The organism is Phenylobacterium sp. NIBR 498073, assembly GCF_027286305.1.
Taxonomy (GTDB): Bacteria; Pseudomonadota; Alphaproteobacteria; order Caulobacterales; family Caulobacteraceae; genus Phenylobacterium.
Window position 1 is genome coordinate 3,514,370 of record NZ_CP114599.1, and the last position, 17,494, is coordinate 3,531,863.

Sequence of the window (17,494 nt, forward strand, 5' to 3'; positions counted from 1 at the left end):
GCCTGCGAAGGCAGACATTGCCCCTGGCCGCGTGCCCCGCTATTAGGCGCAGCCTTCCCTCTCAAGCGGAGCTCCTGCGCTGTCTCGGCTAGTGATGAAATTCGGCGGCACGTCCGTCGCCGACCTCGAGCGTATCCGACGCGTCGGCCGTCTGGTGGCGGCTGAAGTCGCGGCCGGACACAAGGTCGCCGTCGTGGTGTCGGCCATGTCCGGCAAGACCAACGAATTGGTCGCCTGGACCGATGGCGCGGGCGCCGCGGCCCAAGGCCTGCCGTCCTCGGACGACGAGTACGACACTGTCGTCGCCTCGGGCGAACAGGTCACCGCCGGCCTGCTGGCCATGACCCTGCGCAACATGGGCCTGCCGGCCAGGTCGTGGCTGGGCTGGCAGATTCCGATCATCGCCGACGACGCCCACGGCCGCGCCCGCATCGACGACATTCCGCCCGAGAAGCTCACCGCCGCGCTCGACGCCGGCGAGGTCGCCGTGATCGCCGGCTTCCAGGGCGTGACCCGCGACGGGCGCATCGCCACCCTCGGCCGCGGCGGTTCCGACACCAGCGCGGTGGCCATCGCCGCAGCGGTGAAGGCGATCCGCTGCGATATCTACACCGACGTCGACGGCGTCTATACGACCGACCCGCGGATCGAGCAGAAGGCCCGCAAGCTCGGCAAGATCTCCTATGAGGAGATGCTCGAGATGGCCTCGCTGGGCGCCAAGGTCCTGCAGACCCGTTCCGTCGAACTCGCCATGGCCCAGAACGTGCCAGTGCGGGTGTTGTCCAGTTTTGTCGAGCCCGGCGAAGCGCCCGGCCAAGGCACCATCGTGTGCGACGAGGAAGAGATCATGGAAAAGCGCATCGTGAGCGGCGTCGCCTACAGCCGTGACGAGGCCAAGATCAGCCTGTTCGGCCTGCCCGACCATCCGGGCGTGTCGTCCGAGATCTTCGGCGCGCTGGCCGACGCCAACGTCAATGTCGACATGATCGTGCAGAGCCACGCCCGCACCGCCGACACCGCGAACATGGAGTTCACGGTCGGCAAGCGTGACGCCCAGCGCGCGGTCGAGATCGTCCGCGCCCATCATGACAAGATCCGCTTCGACGACGTCCAGGTGAACGAGGACGTGGCCAAGGTCTCGGTCATCGGCGTCGGCATGCGCAGCCACACCGGCGTCGCCAAGACCATGTTCCAGGCCCTGGCCGAAAAGGGCGTCAACATCCAGGTCATCTCGACCTCGGAGATCAAGATCAGCGTGCTGATCGACGCGGCCTACACCGAACTGGCCGTGCGCGCCCTGCACGCCGGCTTCGGCCTCGACCAGCTCTAGAGCTTGAGCAACACCCGCCCGCGCCTGCCGCGGGCGGCGAAGCGATCAAAGGCGGCGTCGGCGTCCTCCAGGGCGTAGACGCTGTCGATCGCGGGCTTCAACGCCCCCGCCCGCCACAGGGCGATCAGCCGGCGCAAACGCTCCGGATCGGTGCGCAGCATCATCAGCCAACCGGCCCGCTTGCCCGAAAACGCCGCGCGCACGAAACCCCCGAGGTCCCCGGTCGGATTGGTCGACACGTAGGTCCCGCCCCGCGCCAGATGCGGCGCGGCCTGGGCGAACGACGACTTTCCCGCCGCATCCAGCACCAGGTCGAAACGGTCGCCCGCGCGATACGGCGCCTCGCGGGGTCGGACGTCGGCTGCGCCCTGCCCGGCCAGCCACGCGGCGTTGTCGCCGCCCGCCACGGCGCTCACCACCGCGCCTTGGCTCGCCGCAAGCTGCACCGAGTAGATCCCGACGCCGCCGGCTGCGCCGATCACCAGCGTCCGCTGGTCAGGCTGCAGGGGCCGGATGCGCTCCAGCACCTCGATCGCGGTCAGCCCCATCACCACCAGGGCCGCGGCGTCCTCGTCGTTCAGGTCGTCGGGGATCGGCTCGACGTGGCGCTCGTCGATGACCGCGAACTGCGCATGAGTGCGCGGACCGTCCAGCACCGGGCTGTAACCAATGATCCGCTGGCCGGCGGCGATCCGCTCGCCGTCGCTGCGCGCGACGCCAGCGAACTCGAACCCCGTCAGGACCGGCCCGGCCTTGCGGAAGGCAGAGACCTGCCGCGCCCAGCCGCCGGCCCGCACCTGCACGTCCATCTCGTTGACGGCCGAGACCCGCACCTCGATCAGGATCTGGCCAGGCGCAGGAACCGGAACCGGCGCCTCGACCACCTGCGTGCGTGCGGCGGTCACGTCCACGGCGAGCGCCCGCATCACAGCGTCTCGACCCGTACGCCGAGCGCCTGCAGCCGCGCCATCGCCTGCTGCGGGTCCAGCGTCGTCTCCGGGAACCGCAGTCCGGCGGGCGGCGGCGGCGCGCCGTCGAGGCCCAGCACGCGCTCGACGCCGATCATCACCCCGAGGGCGGTCAGGTGCGCCTGGCCGTTCGGATCGCTGACCACAGTGCGCTGGGCCCGCTCGCGCCCGCTCGCGTCGAGCCCGACGATGTCGATATAGAGATCGTGCGAGGCTGGCCCGCCGCCGGCGGTCCCGATCGAGGGTCCGGCGCCGAGGTCGAAGCGGACCTCGGCCGCGCCGGTCATCGAGGCCAGGGCCGGCGTGTCGAGCACGCCCATCGGCAGAGCATCGAACGGCTCGAGGCCCTCCCGCTCGACCCGCCGGGGATTGGCCGCCGCCTCGAGATTGCTCCAGACGCCGCCTTGCCGAACCAGCGCCCGCCCGACGAACCCGCCGGCGTCGGAGGCCGTCATCGGTCCGATCGGATCGGCATAGTCGTAGAGCGCGGCCATCTCGACCCGCTGCACGCTCGCCAGCGTCCGCGCCGCGGCCAGGGCCGCCAGGGTCAGCACCCCGGCCTGCCAGTGTCCCAGCATCAGCGCCGGGGCCCGCGCGAGGTTCACCGCCGTGACGGCGCTGGAGCCCATGCTGTCGGCGGTCCGCACGATGCCGATGTGCGCCGCGCCAGCCGCCAGGGCGGCCGCCAGCAGATTGTCGCCGGGATCCTGCAGCGTCGCGACGACGAGGTCGACCGGCCCCAGCTCGGCCAGGGCCGCGACCGGCTCGGAGACGTCCAGCCGCGCCGTCCGCGCGCCCAACTCGGCGGCGAGCGACGCGCCTTGGTCCGGGTTGCGACCGGCCAGCACCAGGTCCAGCTCGTGGCCGGCGGCGCGCAGATGCCGCGCGACCAGGCCGCCGACGAGGCCGTAGCCGCCGGCGATGACGACCCGCGGGCTCACAGCGTCACCGCCATGCGATACTCGGCCGGAAAGCCGTGGTCGCGCGACAGCTCCGGCGAGCGCAACTCTGCGACGATGCGCAGTCCCATCGCCTGGTAGAAGCCGACCGCCGGATTGTCGGCCAGCACGTCCAGCTGCAGTTCGCGATAGCCGGCCTTGGCCGCCCGACCGATGGCCGCCTTCAGCAGCTCGCGCCCGACGCCCTTGCCGCGATGCTGCGGCGGCGTCGACAGCGCGTGCAGATAATAGACGTCATCCGGGACGTGCGCGTTGAGATAGCTCGCCGTCTCGGCCCGCGCCGCCAGCCCGGAATACTGCTCATAGCTGGCCTTGCCCTGCGCCATCAGGCCCGGCGCAAGCGCCACGAGATTGGCCTTGAAGGCGTAGAAGTTTGGCCCGGCGAAGCCGAGTTCGATCCCCAGGAGCTCATCGTCTTGAACCGCCGCGGTCGTGCAGGCCGCGCAGAACAGCGTGTCGGGCACGCTCCAGGAAGCGGTCACCACCTGTTCCAGCAGGCCGTCGACGCCGAATTGATAGTCGTAGCTGACCGGTCCGGTCGCCCGGATCAGCGCCGGGATCAGCGGCGCGAACCGCGCGGCCTGGTCCTCGCCGACCGGTGCGAGCTGAAGGGTGTTGGCTGTCACGTCCGCCTCCGCTAAATCTGTTGTTACGATCCGTAAGTTACGAATCGTAAGTTATGCGGGATGCGATCGCTGTCAAGCGGCGTGGAAGGAGCAAGGGTGTCGGGCAGGCGCATGCCGCGCGATCAGCGGCGCAACCAGCTTCTGGAGACGGCGGCGGCCATCGTCCGCGCCGAGGGCACCGACGCGCTCACCCTGGCCCGGCTGGCCGAGCAGGCCGGCGTCACCAAGCCCATCGCCTACGAGCACTTCGGCACGCGAGCGGGACTGCTGATCGCGCTCTACCGCTATTTCGACGCCCGCCAGGCCCAGGCGGTCGAGACCGCGCTGGCCGCCCAGGCCCGAACCCTGGAGGACGTGGTCGAGATCCTCAGCGCCGCCTATGTCGACTGCGTGCTGCAGGCCGGGCCGGAGTTCGGCGCCATCGCTGCGGCGCTGTCGGCCAGCGAGGAGATGGACGACTTCCGCCAGGCCCTGCGCGAGGGCTATGTCGATCAGTACCTGGCCGCGCTCGCCAAGTTCGTCCCGCTGCCGGGTCCCGAGGGCCGCGCCGTGCTGCTGGGCGTGATCGGCGCCGCGGACATTCTTTCCCAGGCCGCCGCGGCCGGGCGGATGAGCCGCGCCGAGGCGATCGCGGCCCTGTCGCGCATCATGCTGGGCGCGCTTCGCCCGTCCTAGCGGCGGTCAGGCCGAACGCCGCCCAGACCCCGGCGACCGCCAGCGGCAGCACCGCGACGAACACCCACAGCCCGGCCGAGCGGGCGCTCGCCTCGCTCAGCCCCTCCGAAAACCCGACCAGATTGGCGACCGCCCCGGCCGCCGCCGCGCCGACCGCCGATCCGGTCAGCCGCACCGTGGTCATCGCCGCCGCGCCGATGGCGCGCTCGTCGCCCTCCGGCAGCGAAGCCAGGATGCGCTGGCTCATGAACGCCCACGACAGGCCAAATCCGCCGCCGAGGAACAGCCCGGCCACCACCACGCCGACGACCGAGGCGGCCGGCATGGTCAACGCTGCGAACGCCACGCCGAGAGTGGCGACGATCGCGCCGAGCCGGATCATCCGCCGTGGCCAGGTCCCGGTCAGATGCGCCACCATCAGGCCCATCACCGTCCAGGCCGCCGCCTCGCCGGCGATCACGTAGCCGGCCTCCAGCGCCGAGAGCCCGGCCAGCTTCTGCAGGATCGCCGGGCCGTAAATCGCAAAGCCCATCGAGGCCACGGTAAGCAGGAACATCGCGGCGAACCCCGCCCCCGGAATGGTGGCCAGGTCGCTCGCCCCCTTCGGCAGCAGCCGCGTGCGCGCTCGCCCGTCGAACCAGACGGTGAAGGCCAGCACCGCGCAGCCCAGCGCCGTCAGCAGCCCAGAACGGAGGAAGTCGCGGGCCATGTCGGCCAGGCCGATGGCCATGACCCCGGCGGCGATCAAGGCCAACTGCGGCCACGCGACCTTGGCGTCGTCGTTCCCTCGGTCGCTGGGCAACATGACATAGGCGGCCCAGGCCACGACCGCCCCCTGAATCGCGAACAGCCAGAACACCCAGCGCCAGGCTCCGAGGTCGGCGAAAATCCCGCCGATCAGCGGCCCCAGCAGACTGGCCACGCCCCAGATCGCGGTGATCGTCGCATAGACCCGCGGCAGCAGCCGGTCGGGGAACATCAGGCCGATGGCCACCGAACAGAACCCGACCACCCAACCGCCGCCCAGGCCCTGCAGCACCCGCCCGACCAGGAAGCTGGCGATGTCGGGGCCGCCGGCGCTGAGCGCGCAGCCGACCGCATAGAGCACCGCCGCCGCCGCGGTGGCCCGCCGCAGGCCAAAGCGCAGACCCAGCAGGCCCGAACTCGCCCCGGCCAGCACCGAGCCCAGCAGGAAACCCGCCGTCGCCCAGCCGAAATAAGCGTAGCCGCCGAGGTCGGCGCCGACGCTGGGCATGATCGTCGCCGTCACCATGGAGTCGGCGGCGCTGATCCAGACGCCCAGGCAGATCAGCACGAAGCGCGACAGCCGCCCCTCGCCCACCACGTCGGCCCAGCTTCCGTCCGCACGCGACGCCCCAGCCATTTGACAACCTCCAACTACGCATATTTGCGCTAGACCCGGCGCGCGGGTTTTGCAATCATCTATTTGTCAAATGCACAGCACATCCGACCAGATTCTCCTGCTGCTCAAGAGCAAGGGCCCGGCCCAGACCAAGGCGATCGCCGAGGCCATGGGCGTCACCCGCCAGGCCGCCCGCCTGCAAATGGAGAAGCTGCACGCCGAGGGTCTGGTCGAGCACGTCACCGAACGCATGGGCGTCGGCCGGCCGCGCCGCTCCTGGTCGCTCAGCGCCAAGGGGGACGAACGGTTCCCCAACACCCACGCCCAGCTGACCGTCGAGCTGCTCGACGCCGTCCGCAGCGAGTTCGGCTACGAGGGCCTGGAGCGCCTGGTGGCGCGACGCGAACGCGCCATCGAGGTCGGCTACCGCCGGGCGCTCGGCGCCGCCGACACCCTGGAGCAGAAGCTGGAACGGCTGGCCGCCGTGCGCGCCGCCGAGGGCTATATGGCCGAGTGGACCCCGCTGGCGGAGGGCGGCTACCTGCTGATCGAAAATCACTGTCCGATCTGCGCGGCGGCGACCGCCTGTCAGGGCTTCTGCCGCTCGGAACTGGACCTGTTCCGCACCATGCTCGCGCCGGCCGGCGTCGAGCGCACCGACCACATCCTGGCGGGAGCGCGCCGCTGCGCTTACCTTGTCACGCCATGGACATCGTCGCCTTCGAGCACCTGACCGCCGCCCAGCGCGCCGACTGCGCGCGAATCCTGCGCGAGGCCTTCGTCCATATCCCGGCCTATCAGGAGGACGACGAGGCCGAGGCAGAGATCGAGACCTTTCTCACCGTCCCGGAACGCTTCGCCTTGGCCGCGCTCGACGGGCAGACGGTGGTCGGGCTGATCGGCGGCATCGACACCTACAGCCACGCCGCCGAACTCCACCCGCTGGCGGTCGATCCGCGTCATCACCGCAAAGGGATCGGCGCGGCGCTCACCGCTGCGCTGGAGGCCCGCGTGGCGGCCATGGGCAAGCTGACCGTCTATCTCGGCTCCGACGACGAGTTTGGCGGCACCAGCCTGTTCGGGGCCGACATCTTTCCGGACGCCCTGGCCAAGCTGGCGCAGATCGCCCCGACCAGCGGCCATCCGTTCTTCTTCTACCGCAAGCTCGGCTACGAGCCGGTCGGCGTGGTGCCTGACGCCAACGGCTTCGGCCGCCCGGACCTCCTGATGGCCAAACGGGTCGCGCGGCCCTAACCTCTAACCTGGCATCGGCAGCTGGAAGTTCGGCGACCAGTGCGTCGCCGTGCCGGCGCTGACGTACCAGGCCAGCAGCAGCGCACAGATCAGCGCCCCGGGCAGATGACTGCCGGTCCGCCGCCAGGTGAACACCGAGATCACTCCGACCAGCGCCATCAGCGGCACGAACTGGATGGCGATGATCGTGTTCAGCGGCTCGGCCATCGCCAGCCGGCCGGTCAGGAACAGCGCCCCATACTGGATCGCCAGCAGCACCGCGAATCCGAGCGACATCGCGGCCATGCCGGCGAAGTAGTGGCTCCAGCGCCCCTCGCCCGCGACCGCCAGCCGCCCGTGCAGATTGCGCAGGGCGACCACGAAGAACACTGTCCACAGCGGCAGATAGGCCAGTGCGAAACCGAATTGGCGCAGGTCGAGCGGCTTCAGCCCCACGACCCAGAAGCGATAGTCGACGTGCAGAACGCCGGCGACGACGGCCAGGGTCAGGTAGCCCGCCGCGACCGTCAGCAGCGCGATCGCCGCCGACCTCGGCCAGTCGGCGCCCACCTCCGGGCGCGGCGCCTTGGTGGCCAGCCCGATGACCAGGGTCAGGGCGGCTCCGCCCAGCGCCCAGACCAGCAGCTGGTTGGTGATCCACTGCGGATAGAGCGGCATCGGCAGGAACAGCATTCCCAGCTTCATGAGCGGGAAGAAGGTCACCGCCGGCAGCGCCGCGGTCACGGCGAGGAACAGCCACCAGCGCCGGTCCCGGCGCGGCGCGGCAGGCCCCAACGCCTGCGGGCGCCGGTCGAGCCGGTGCAGCCAGCGGACGCTGAGCAGGATCTCGAACAACGCCAGCAGCACCGCCGCCATCCCGGCGAAGGCGATCAGGGTTCCGACCTCCTTCCAGAACCAGATCTGGTCCCCGGCCGGCCGCGGTCGCGCCTCGCCGTCCAGCGTGCGCTGAAGCCAGGCGACGGTGGGGGCCACGCCGCCGGCCGAAAAATGCTCCCACGGATGCGTGACGGGCGGCACGTGCAGCACCCGCGCTGTCCCGGCGGCGAGATCGCCATAGACGCGGCCCGGAACAATAGGCTCCTGGGTCCCGAACAACGCCTGCATGGCCGGCGAGCGCGGAACCTCGAATCCACGCGGGACCTGCCACATCAGTTCGGCGAACTCGTCATGGCCGCCGAACACCAGGGCCAGGTTCCGCAAATCGGCCCTGGCCTTGGAGCCGAACACCGCCCCGATCGCCGGGGTGGAGCCGACGAGCACCGCGGCGCGGTAGCCGTCCGGATCGGACGCCGCAGCGCCCACGACCGGCCCGCCGCCCAGGCTATGCCCGGCCAGGCCGATATTGGCCTTGTCGACCTGCGGCAGGCTCTTGAGGTAGCGCAGCGCCGCCGGCCCGCCGAAGTCGTTGGCCCCGACGATGGCGTCGGAATAGCCGTGCCCCGGCTGGTCCATCGCCACCACCACGAAGCCGCGCCGCGCCAGTTCGATGGCGAAGGCCGACTGCATCTCACGCGTATTGATGTAGCCGTGGCTCAGCAGCACCGCAGGCGCCGGATGCTCCGCCGTCGCCGAGGCCGGCATGTAGACCAGCGCCGCCAGCGTGGTTCCGCGGTCGCCGGCGAACCGCACGTCGCGCACGCTCACCCCGCCCGCCGTCTGCACCAGCCAGGCCAGAAGCGCCCCGGTCAGGATCACCGCCAGGCCGCCGATCAGTCCCAGCCACGCCTTGCCCATCGCCCCGCCCCGAACGTCGTTATTCCGAAACTATGGGCGCGGCCGCCGCCTTCGCGCAATCACCTGCAGGCGCCTATTTATTGGGCGCCGACGCCGCGCGACCGCGGGATTTGTCCGAGCAACGCCGATCTCGCCGACGCCTCGCGTACAGCCGCGCTCACAAAGTCGTCTCGCCCCGTTTTCGTCTCCGTTCCGACGCGCAAAGCTGTTAGGAGACGGTTCGGGAAAAGGGAGAGAAACTCGCCTGATGGCCATGCCGGGGATCGCGGTTCGGGGACAACGCAGTCTGCTGCGGCAGATTCGCGAAGCGCTCGCCTCGGGCGGGCCGGCCCAATCGCGCCTGGACATTGTGGTCCGGATCATCGCCCGCTCGATGGTCGCCGAGGTCTGCTCGCTCTACATGCGCCGCGCCAGCGGCGACATGGAACTGTTCGCCACCGAGGGTCTGGACCCCGGCGCCGTCCACGTCACCCGCATGAAGCCCGGCGAGGGCCTGGTCGGCGAGATCATGCGCCTCGGCCGGCCGCTGAACCTCTCTGACGCCCCCAATCATCCGGCCTTCTCCTATCGTCCGGAGACCGGCGAAGACCCGTTCCACGCCTTCATGGGCGTGCCGCTTCTGCGCGGCGGCCGCGCGATCGGCGTGCTGGTCGTCCAGAACCGCACCGAGCGGGTCTATACCGACGACGAGGTCGAGGACCTGCAGATCGTCGCCATGGTGCTGGCCGAAATGGTCGCCGGCAGCGAGTTGGAGGGCGAGCTCAAAGGCGTCGAGATCGCGCCCCACCGGCCCGAACGGCTGATCGGCTCGCGCTTCGCCGACGGCCTGGCGCTCGGCGTCGCCGTCCTGCACGAGCCGCCGGTCGCCCCTTCGCAGCTGCTGGCCGAAGACGTCGTGGCCGAAGAGACTCGCCTGAAGACGGCGATCCTCGGGCTGCAGGCCCAGATCGACGACATGCTGACCGGCGAACACGGTCTGGTCGACGCCTCCTACGAGGTGCTCGAAACCTACAAGATGTTCGCCCACGACCGCGGCTGGAACCGCAGCCTGGAGGACGCGGTCCGCAACGGCCTCACCGCAGAAGCCGCGGTCGAGCGGGTCCGCTCCGAGCACCGCGCCCGTCTGGGCCAGGCCCGCGATCCCTATCTGCGCGAACGCCTGCACGATTTCGAGGACTTGGCCGACCGGCTGCTGCGCCACCTGTCGGGCGACGGGCACGCCGCCCGCGACCTGCCCGAGAACGCCATCCTGATCGCGCGGAACCTCGGCCCGGCCGACCTGCTCGAATACGACCGCACCAAGCTGGCCGGCCTGTTGCTGGAGGAAGGCTCCTCGGCCAGCCACGCGGCGATCGTCGCCCGCGCCCTCGACATTCCCTGCGTCGGTCGCCTGCCCGGCCTGCGCGACAAGGTGTCGGAGGGCGATCCGGTCATCGTCGACGCCGAGACCGGCGAGGCCTATCTGCGCCCGCGCGTCGACGTCGTGAAAGCGCTGCACGCCCGGCTGGAGGTGCGCCTGCAGCGACGCGCCGAGTTCGCCAAGCTGCGCGACACCCCGGCCTTCACCCGCGACGGAGCCAAGGTCACCCTGCTGATGAACGCCGGACTGGACGTCGACCTCGACATCCTCGGCGAGACCGGCGCAGAGGGCATCGGCCTGTTCCGCACCGAATTCCAGTTCATGGTCGCCGAGGAGATGCCGCGCTTCAACGCGCAGACTGCGCTCTACGGCCGGGTGATGGACGCCGCCGGCGACCGGCCGGTGACCTTCCGCACCCTCGACCTCGGCGGCGACAAGGTGCTGCCATACCTGGAGGCCGAGCGCGAGGAGAACCCCGCTCTTGGCTGGCGCGCGATCCGGATGGGCCTGGACCGCCCGGCCCTGCTGCGCCTGCAGTTGCGCGCCCTGATCGCCGCCGCCCGCGGCCGGCCGCTGCGCATCATGTTCCCGCTGGTCGCCAGCGTGGACGAGTTCCGCGCGGCCCGCGCCCTGGTCGATCACGAGGTCGCCTGGGCCCAACGCCGCGGCCGCCCGGCCCCCTCGCGCCTCGACGTCGGGGCGATGATCGAGGCGCCGGCGGTGGTCTGGCACCTGGACGCTCTGCTTCCGATGACTGATTTCGTCAGCGTCGGCACCAATGACCTGATGCAATACCTGTTCGCCGCCGACCGCGGGAACCCGCGGGTGTCGGACCGCTACGACTTCCTCTCGCCGCCGGCCCTGCGCGCGCTCGAGACTATCCAGAAGGCCTGCGAGGAGACCGGCACGCCGGTGTCGGTCTGCGGCGAGATGGCGGGTCGGCCGCTGGAGGCGTTCGCCCTTGTAGCGCTTGGGTTTGACCGCCTCTCGATGCCGCCGGCCGGCATCGGCCCGGTCAAGCAGATGGTGCTCTCCTGCGACCGCGAGGCGGCTCGTCGCGGCGTCACCGCCCTGTTGCGCGGCTCGGCCGGATCGGTCCGGAACGAGATCGAAACCCTCGCCCGAAAATTGTATTTGGCCATCTGACGATCGCCCGGAAGGGACGCTGCGTCGCACCCCCGCACCCGATTAGCGCATTGAATTTCAATGCCTAGGATGATATCCACAACCCAATATTAAGATCTTTACTGTAAATCTGGCAGGGCGCGACTTCGCCTTTAGATCGTAAACGCTAGCAAGAGGCGCCAAAGTAGCCATGCCGCTCGATACTGGCGGGGTTACCAGTCTGGATTTGCGTAACGGCGGTGATCGCGAGACCAACCGCGCCGGCGGCCTGACCCCATCCCTCGAAGTTGGACCCGATATTGGCGCCGCGCTGAAGGCCGCCCGGGAACTTCGCGGTCTCAACCTGCAGGAACTGGCCGACTCCACGCGAATTCGCCGCAGCTACCTGGCGGCGATTGAAGAAATGCGCCTGGACGAACTGCCCTCGCGCCCGTTCACCATCGGCTACATCCGCGCCTACGCCGCAGCGCTGGGCCTCGACGGCGACGCCGCGGTCGAACGCTTCCGCCGCGACGAACCGGTCACCGACACCGCCTTGCGTGCGCCCGTCGGCGTCGTCGAATCGAAGGACCCGCGGCTAACCCTGGTGATCGGCGGCGGCATGCTGGTCATCGCCGCGATCGTGCTCTGGAACGTCGCCCAGCGGGCCATGACCGCCGAGGCGCCGCCGCCGCACACCGCACCGGCCGCCGCCATCGCCAAGGCCAAGCTCGGCGCGCCCGCCGGTCCGGTCGCGCTCGGCGCGCCGCTGCCGGCCCCGGTCGAATCCACCACCCCGACGCCCTACGAGACCCCGGGCCTGGCCGAAGCCACTGCGGCAGGCGGCTCGTCCGACGCCGTCGTCGCCGCCAAGAAGGCCGCCGCCGCCGCGCCCAAGGCCGAGCCGGCCGCCCCGACCGAGCCCCTGCCTCCGACCTTCGTGGCGCGCGGGACGGTCTATGGCGCCGACCCGGCCGCTTCGCTGGTCACGCTCCAGGCTCGCAAGGGCGCCTCGCTGATCGTCCGGGGCGCCGGCGGCGCGGCCTACTTCGCCCGCCAGCTGTCGGCGGGCCAGGCCTACCGCGTCCCGAACCTGAAGGGCCTGACCCTCGAGGTCACCGACCCGGCAGCCTTCCAGGTGTTCGTCGGCGGCCAGAGCAAGGGCCTGATGCCCGCGCCCACCATCGCCGCCGAGAAGCTTGCGGGCTAGCCTCGCGGCGGCGTCTCGGCGAAGTTGCCCTCCGATTCAGTACGGAGGTTCAGTCATGGTCGCAGGCGCTACAGACAGCGGAGCACACCCCAGCAACGCCGAGCAGATGGCCTCGCCCTCCTACCGGCTGGCCGCGCTCGACGAGGATTTTCTGCTCGGCGACTCGATGCGCGGGGTCCGCTTCCTGCTGGAGTACGCCAAGGCGGAGGACGCGCTGCGCGCCTGGGGCGTGCGCTCGACCATCGTGGTGTTCGGCAGCGCCCGCATCTCCGAGACCGGCCCCGGCCGTCATGCCTCCTGGTACGCCGCGGCGCGCGAGTTCGGCAAAATCGCCTCCCAACGCGGCGGCGCCCTTTTGAGCAACGGCGGTCCGCGCGACAACGTCATCGCCACCGGAGGCGGACCCGGCGTGATGGAGGCGGCCAACCGCGGCGCGGTCGACGCCGGCGCCCCGACGATCGGGTTTAACATCACCCTGCCCTTCGAGCAGGAGCCCAACGCCTATTCGACCCCCGACCTGACTTTCCGCTTCCACTACTTCGCCATGCGCAAGATGCACCTGGCCATGCGCGCCAACGCCCTGGTGGTGTTCCCGGGCGGGTTCGGCACCCTGGACGAGCTGTTCGAGATCCTCACCCTGCGCCAGACTGACAAGGCGCCGCGGATTCCGGTCGTGCTGTTTGACGAAGCCTATTGGCGCTCGGTGATCAACTTCGACGCCATGATCGCTGAAGGCATGATCAAGGCCTCCGATCTCGACCTCTTCACCTTCGCCGAGAGCGCCGAGCAGGTCTGGACCCAGCTGGTCGCCGGCGGGGTCAAGTACGGCGAAGATCTAACCTGACCCCATGCGCGGCCGCGCTGCTCCGTCACGGCGCGGCGCGGCCTCGCGTTTTCCGACGGAAGGCCCTATTTTCCGCCCGTCATGACCGTGCAAGATCACACCCACGTCCGCCCCTGGCGCTCCATCGACCGCCGGATCTCGCGCAAGATCCGCGTCGGCAAGGTCGAGGTGGGCGGCGACGCCCCGATCACGGTCCAATCGATGACCAACACGCTGACGGCCGACGCAGCCGCGACCCTCGAGCAGATCCGTCAGCTCGAGGAGGCCGGCGCCGACATCGTCCGCGTCTCCTGCCCCGACGTTGAGTCCACCGCGGCGTTCAAGACCATCGCCCGCGAGGCCAGGGTCCCGCTCGTGGCCGACATCCACTTCCACTACAAGCGCGGCATCGAGGCGGCCCAGGCAGGCGCGGCCTGCCTGCGGATCAATCCGGGCAACATCGGATCGTCGGCCCGCGTCAAGGAGGTCATCCAGGCGGCCCGCGACCACGGCTGCTCGATGCGGATCGGCGTCAACGCCGGCAGCCTGGAGCCGCACCTGCTTGAGAAGTACGGCGAGCCCTGCCCGGCCGCGATGGTCGAAAGCGCCCTCGACCATGCCCGCATCCTGCAGGACAACGACTTCCACGAGTTCAAGATCAGCGTGAAGGCCTCCGACGTGTTCATGACCGTCGCGGCCTACCAGCAGCTGGCCGAGGCCATTGACTGCCCGCTGCATGTCGGCATCACCGAGGCGGGCGCGACCCGCACCGGCACCGTGAAATCCTCGATCGGCATGGGCTCTCTGCTCTGGGCCGGCATCGGCGACACCATCCGCGTCAGCCTGGCCGCCGACCCGGTCGAGGAGATCAAGGTCGGCTTCGACATCCTGAAGTCGCTGGGCCTGCGCCACCGCGGCGTGAACATCATCGCCTGCCCGTCCTGTGCGCGTCAGGGCTTCAACGTCATCCAGACCGTCGAGACGCTTGAGAAACGCCTGGCCCACATCGCCACGCCGATGAGCCTCTCGATCATCGGCTGCGTCGTGAACGGCCCGGGCGAGGCGCTGATGACCGACGTCGGCTTCACCGGCGGCGGCAAGGGCGCGGGCATGGTCTATCTGGCCGGCAAGCCGGACCACAAGATGGACAACGAGAAGATGGTCGACCACATCGTCGAGCTGGTCGAGGCCAAGGCCGCCGAACTCGCCAAGGCCGAGCAGGCCGCGCTGCAGGCCGCCGAATAGATCACACGTTATATGAACTTTGTCGGGCTGCTATTCGCGCCCCGCGAAATACCCTAGACCTTGGAGCGAGTGCTCTGGGGTATTGATTTGACTACCTTCTCTCAAGTTCCAGCCGACACCCGCCGCGCGGTCGTCCGCATCGTCGCCACCGAAATGACCAAGGTCTCAAGCGCCATGGCCAAGGTCCATGGCGACGACGTAATCGAGTACTTCGTCTTCACCGCCCTGTGGGTGCTGAACTCCGGCCACCTGATCGGCGACCCGCGCTACGTTCAGTTGAAATCCATTCCGCCGGACGCACTGCGCAAACCGGCCAGCCTCGACGAACTGCGCCTCGCCCTGCCGATGCCCGACGACATTCTCCGGACCTATGTGCAGCGCCTGCTGGACAAGGGCCTGGTCGAGGAGGTCTCCGGTAAGCTGGTCGTTCCAACCGCGGTCTTCACCCAGCCGGAGATGCTTCAGGGAACGGCCGAGCTCTACGAGAGCGTCGTGAAGATGGTCACGTCTCTGCGCTCGGCGGGTTTCTCGTTCGGCGACTGACCCAGAGCAGTTTCCGATCTGATTAGATCAGAAATTGCTCTGGAATTTCTGAGTTCAAAACATTTACTTCGCCGAGCCGGTAGCCACTTCGGCGGACAACGCTCTGGACGGTTGACCAGGCCCTCGCCGGTTCGCATAGGTCGTTCGGCGAACACGATTCGAAGGGGCGATCATGGACGCAGCAACCGACAATCGGCGCGCCGTGCTCCGCACCGGCACGTTCGAGATCCTCGCCGCCCTTCGTTCCTTCGCCCGGCTGCACGGCGGCGACGTCTTCGCCCTGCTGGTGTTCACCACCATCTGGAGCGCCAACGGCGAGAACCTGCTCGGCGACGCGCGCTATGCCGGCCTGCACAACATCGGCCCGGACAAGGGCAGCCTGCCGATCACCGACGCAGCCTTGCGCAAGGCCATCGGTGCGCCGGCCGAGGTCGTCGACCGCTATGTCGAGGCGTTTATCTCCCTGGGGGTCATCGAGCGCGTCCCGGGCGGGCTGATCGCACCGGCCGCCGTCTTCACCTCGCCGGAGATGATGGACGCCGCCGAGGAGTTCTACGCGCGCATCCAAGGGCTTGGCGGCGCGCTGCGGGCCGTGGGATTCGAGCTTCTTGCGCCTGAGCCGCCGCCCCTCCGCGCCTGACCGACGGTCCGCGAACGTCGTTTCAAATTGAACATTGTCAAAGATGACGCCTGCGTCACCTCTTGCGCTCGCGTCGCAGCCTTGGTTAGGTGCCCGGCCTAAACCCAGGGAGGGACACCATGTCCGCGGACGGCAACTGGAAGATCACCATCAACTCGCCGATGGGCGCTCAAGAGGTCGAAGCCTCGATCACCACGAGCGGCGACACCTTCACCGGCCAGACCAAAGGCCGGATGGGTGAACAGGCCATCGAAGGCAAGGTTTCGGGCGACACCCTGACCTGGTCCACCGCCATCACCCAACCGATGCCGATGACCCTCGAATTCTCGGCCACCGTGTCGGGCGACTCGATGAGCGGCAACGTGAAGCTGGGCGCCTTCGGCTCGGCTCCGCTCTCGGGCGTGCGCGTCTAAGACGTTTTTCCGCTTCAGCGGACGGATGGGCCCTCTCCTCGCGGAGAGGGCCTTTTTCGTTGGAGACCCGCCGCGAGGGCGCTAGAGAAGCCTCCCTTCATTTCAGCCGCGACTGGAACCCCGTGCGTCTCCCCCAGGCCAGATTGGATCAGGTCCTCGACCGCTTCCGCGAGATCGAGGCGCGCATGGGCGCGGCCACAGACGGCGCCGAGATCGTGCGTCTGTCCAAGGAACATGCCGAGCTGAAGCCGGTGGCCGATGCGGTGACCGCCGTGGCCCGCGCTCGCGAGGAACTGCCCGAGCTCGAGGAAATGGCCAAGGCCAGCGACGCCGAGATGGCCGCCCTTGCGCAGGACGAACTGGCCGCCCTCAACGAGCGCCTGCCGGGACTGGAGCGCGATGTCGCCCTGCTGCTGGCGCCGAAGGACAAGGACGAGAACGCCTCGGCCATCCTGGAAGTGCGCGCCGGCACCGGCGGCGACGAGGCGGCGCTGTTCGCCGGCGACCTGTTCCGCATGTACCAGCGCTACGCCCAGAGCCGCGGCTGGCGCGTCGAGATCGACTCGATCTCCGAGGGCGAGGTCGGCGGCTACAAAGAAATCATCGCCTCGATCACCGGCGATGGGGTGTTCGGCCGCCTGAAGTTCGAGAGCGGCGTGCACCGCGTGCAGCGCGTGCCAGAGACCGAGGCCGGCGGCCGCATCCACACCTCGGCGGCCACCGTTGCGGTGCTGCCCGAGGTCGAGGACGTCGAGATCGAGATCCGCGACCAGGACCTGCGCATCGACACCTACCGCTCGTCCGGCGCCGGCGGCCAGCACGTCAACAAGACCGACTCGGCCGTGCGCATCACCCACCTGCCGACCGGCATCGTGGTCACGTCGTCCGAGAAGTCGCAGCATCAGAACCGCGCCCGCGCCATGAAGGTGCTGCAGGCGCGCCTCTATGACCAGCAGCGCGAAGCCCTCGACACCGCCCGCGCCGACGCCCGCAAGAGCCAGGTCGGCTCCGGCGACCGCTCCGAGCGCATCCGCACCTACAATTTCCCCCAAGGGCGGGTGACCGACCACCGCATCAACCTGACCCTCTACAACCTGGCCAAGGTGATGGAGGGCGAGGCGCTGGACGACGTGATCAATCCGCTGATCGCCGAGGACCAGGCTGCACGCCTGGCCGCCCTGGAAGACGAGTTCAACTAGAGCATTTTCCGCCGAAGCGGCTACCGGTTCGGCGAAGAAAATGCTCCA

At 69.5% G+C, this 17,494-nt stretch carries 17 protein-coding genes; 12 read left to right on the plus strand and 5 right to left on the minus strand.

Annotation, left to right across the window (positions count from 1 at the left end):
* Window positions 1-79 precede the first annotated feature (79 nt).
* Window positions 80-1,330 (plus strand): aspartate kinase, encoded by a 1,251-nt coding sequence (locus O4N75_RS17605; protein WP_269629388.1) that lies wholly within the window; start codon window positions 80-82, stop codon window positions 1,328-1,330.
* On the opposite strand, the gene O4N75_RS17610 is transcribed toward O4N75_RS17605, so the two are convergent.
* Genes O4N75_RS17610 through O4N75_RS17620 form a run of 3 tightly spaced genes read right to left on the minus strand, consistent with a single transcriptional unit; the run spans window position 1,327 to window position 3,883 of the window.
* Window positions 1,327-2,256, minus strand: a complete 930-nt coding sequence (locus tag O4N75_RS17610; RefSeq protein ID WP_269626746.1) for an NAD(P)-dependent alcohol dehydrogenase — start codon at window positions 2,254-2,256, stop codon at window positions 1,327-1,329. The two genes, O4N75_RS17605 and O4N75_RS17610, sit on opposite strands and share 4 nt — an antisense overlap.
* Window positions 2,256-3,239 carry a hypothetical protein gene (locus tag O4N75_RS17615; protein ID WP_269626747.1) on the minus strand — a complete coding sequence of 328 codons (984 nt, stop codon included), beginning with the start codon at window positions 3,237-3,239 and terminating at the stop codon, window positions 2,256-2,258. The genes O4N75_RS17610 and O4N75_RS17615 overlap by 1 nt, the downstream gene beginning before the upstream one ends.
* Window positions 3,236-3,883 carry a GNAT family N-acetyltransferase gene (locus O4N75_RS17620; protein ID WP_269626748.1) on the minus strand — a complete coding sequence of 216 codons (648 nt, stop codon included), beginning with the start codon at window positions 3,881-3,883 and terminating at the stop codon, window positions 3,236-3,238. The genes O4N75_RS17615 and O4N75_RS17620 overlap by 4 nt, the downstream gene beginning before the upstream one ends.
* A 111-nt stretch (window positions 3,884-3,994) precedes the next feature.
* On the opposite strand from O4N75_RS17620, the gene O4N75_RS17625 reads away from it, so the two are divergent.
* A complete protein-coding gene (locus O4N75_RS17625) occupies window positions 3,995-4,558 on the plus strand; it encodes a TetR/AcrR family transcriptional regulator (protein ID WP_269626749.1) in 564 nt (187 codons plus the stop codon).
* On the opposite strand, the gene O4N75_RS17630 is transcribed toward O4N75_RS17625, so the two are convergent.
* Window positions 4,530-5,942: an MFS transporter gene (locus O4N75_RS17630; protein WP_269626750.1), complete on the minus strand. Its 1,413-nt coding sequence runs from the start codon at window positions 5,940-5,942 to the stop codon at window positions 4,530-4,532. The two genes, O4N75_RS17625 and O4N75_RS17630, sit on opposite strands and share 29 nt — an antisense overlap.
* A 70-nt stretch (window positions 5,943-6,012) precedes the next feature.
* Between O4N75_RS17630 and O4N75_RS17635 the strand changes: the two genes are divergently transcribed.
* Together O4N75_RS17635 and O4N75_RS17640 are read left to right on the plus strand one after the other, a co-directional pair.
* Window positions 6,013-6,654, plus strand: coding sequence for a metalloregulator ArsR/SmtB family transcription factor (locus O4N75_RS17635; protein WP_269626751.1), 642 nt, complete (start codon window positions 6,013-6,015; stop codon window positions 6,652-6,654).
* A complete protein-coding gene (locus tag O4N75_RS17640) occupies window positions 6,627-7,175 on the plus strand; it encodes a GNAT family N-acetyltransferase (protein WP_269626752.1) in 549 nt (182 codons plus the stop codon). The genes O4N75_RS17635 and O4N75_RS17640 overlap by 28 nt, the downstream gene beginning before the upstream one ends.
* A 3-nt stretch (window positions 7,176-7,178) precedes the next feature.
* Here the strand turns inward: O4N75_RS17640 and O4N75_RS17645 are convergent, their stop codons facing one another.
* Window positions 7,179-8,909: an alpha/beta fold hydrolase gene (locus tag O4N75_RS17645; RefSeq protein WP_269626753.1), complete on the minus strand. Its 1,731-nt coding sequence runs from the start codon at window positions 8,907-8,909 to the stop codon at window positions 7,179-7,181.
* A gap of 247 nt (window positions 8,910-9,156) precedes the next feature.
* Here O4N75_RS17645 and ptsP point away from each other — a divergent pair, with 247 nt between their 5' ends.
* The 8 genes from ptsP (at window position 9,157) to prfA (ending at window position 17,446) form a co-directional block, all read left to right on the plus strand.
* Entirely contained in the window at window positions 9,157-11,415 is a 2,259-nt protein-coding gene (gene ptsP, locus O4N75_RS17650) for a phosphoenolpyruvate--protein phosphotransferase (protein ID WP_269626754.1), read from the plus strand.
* A 169-nt stretch (window positions 11,416-11,584) separates the two neighbouring features.
* On the plus strand, window positions 11,585-12,583 hold the full coding sequence (locus O4N75_RS17655; protein ID WP_269626755.1) for a helix-turn-helix domain-containing protein: 999 nt from the start codon (window positions 11,585-11,587) through the stop codon (window positions 12,581-12,583).
* Window positions 12,584-12,638: 55 nt separating this feature from the next.
* On the plus strand, window positions 12,639-13,427 hold the full coding sequence (locus O4N75_RS17660) for a TIGR00730 family Rossman fold protein (RefSeq protein ID WP_269626756.1): 789 nt from the start codon (window positions 12,639-12,641) through the stop codon (window positions 13,425-13,427).
* 81 nt (window positions 13,428-13,508) lie between these two features.
* Window positions 13,509-14,651, plus strand: a complete 1,143-nt coding sequence (ispG, locus tag O4N75_RS17665; RefSeq protein WP_269626757.1) for a flavodoxin-dependent (E)-4-hydroxy-3-methylbut-2-enyl-diphosphate synthase — start codon at window positions 13,509-13,511, stop codon at window positions 14,649-14,651.
* An 87-nt stretch (window positions 14,652-14,738) separates the two neighbouring features.
* Entirely contained in the window at window positions 14,739-15,194 is a 456-nt protein-coding gene (locus O4N75_RS17670; RefSeq protein WP_269626758.1) for a hypothetical protein, read from the plus strand.
* 172 nt (window positions 15,195-15,366) lie between these two features.
* The gene (locus O4N75_RS17675; protein WP_269626759.1) at window positions 15,367-15,834 is read left to right on the plus strand and encodes a hypothetical protein; all 468 of its coding nucleotides are present in this window, start codon (window positions 15,367-15,369) and stop codon (window positions 15,832-15,834) included.
* A 119-nt stretch (window positions 15,835-15,953) separates the two neighbouring features.
* Entirely contained in the window at window positions 15,954-16,247 is a 294-nt protein-coding gene (locus O4N75_RS17680) for a hypothetical protein (RefSeq protein WP_267232559.1), read from the plus strand.
* A 122-nt stretch (window positions 16,248-16,369) separates the two neighbouring features.
* Entirely contained in the window at window positions 16,370-17,446 is a 1,077-nt protein-coding gene (prfA, locus tag O4N75_RS17685) for a peptide chain release factor 1 (RefSeq protein WP_269626760.1), read from the plus strand.
* The last annotated feature ends 48 nt before the right edge of the window (window positions 17,447-17,494 follow it).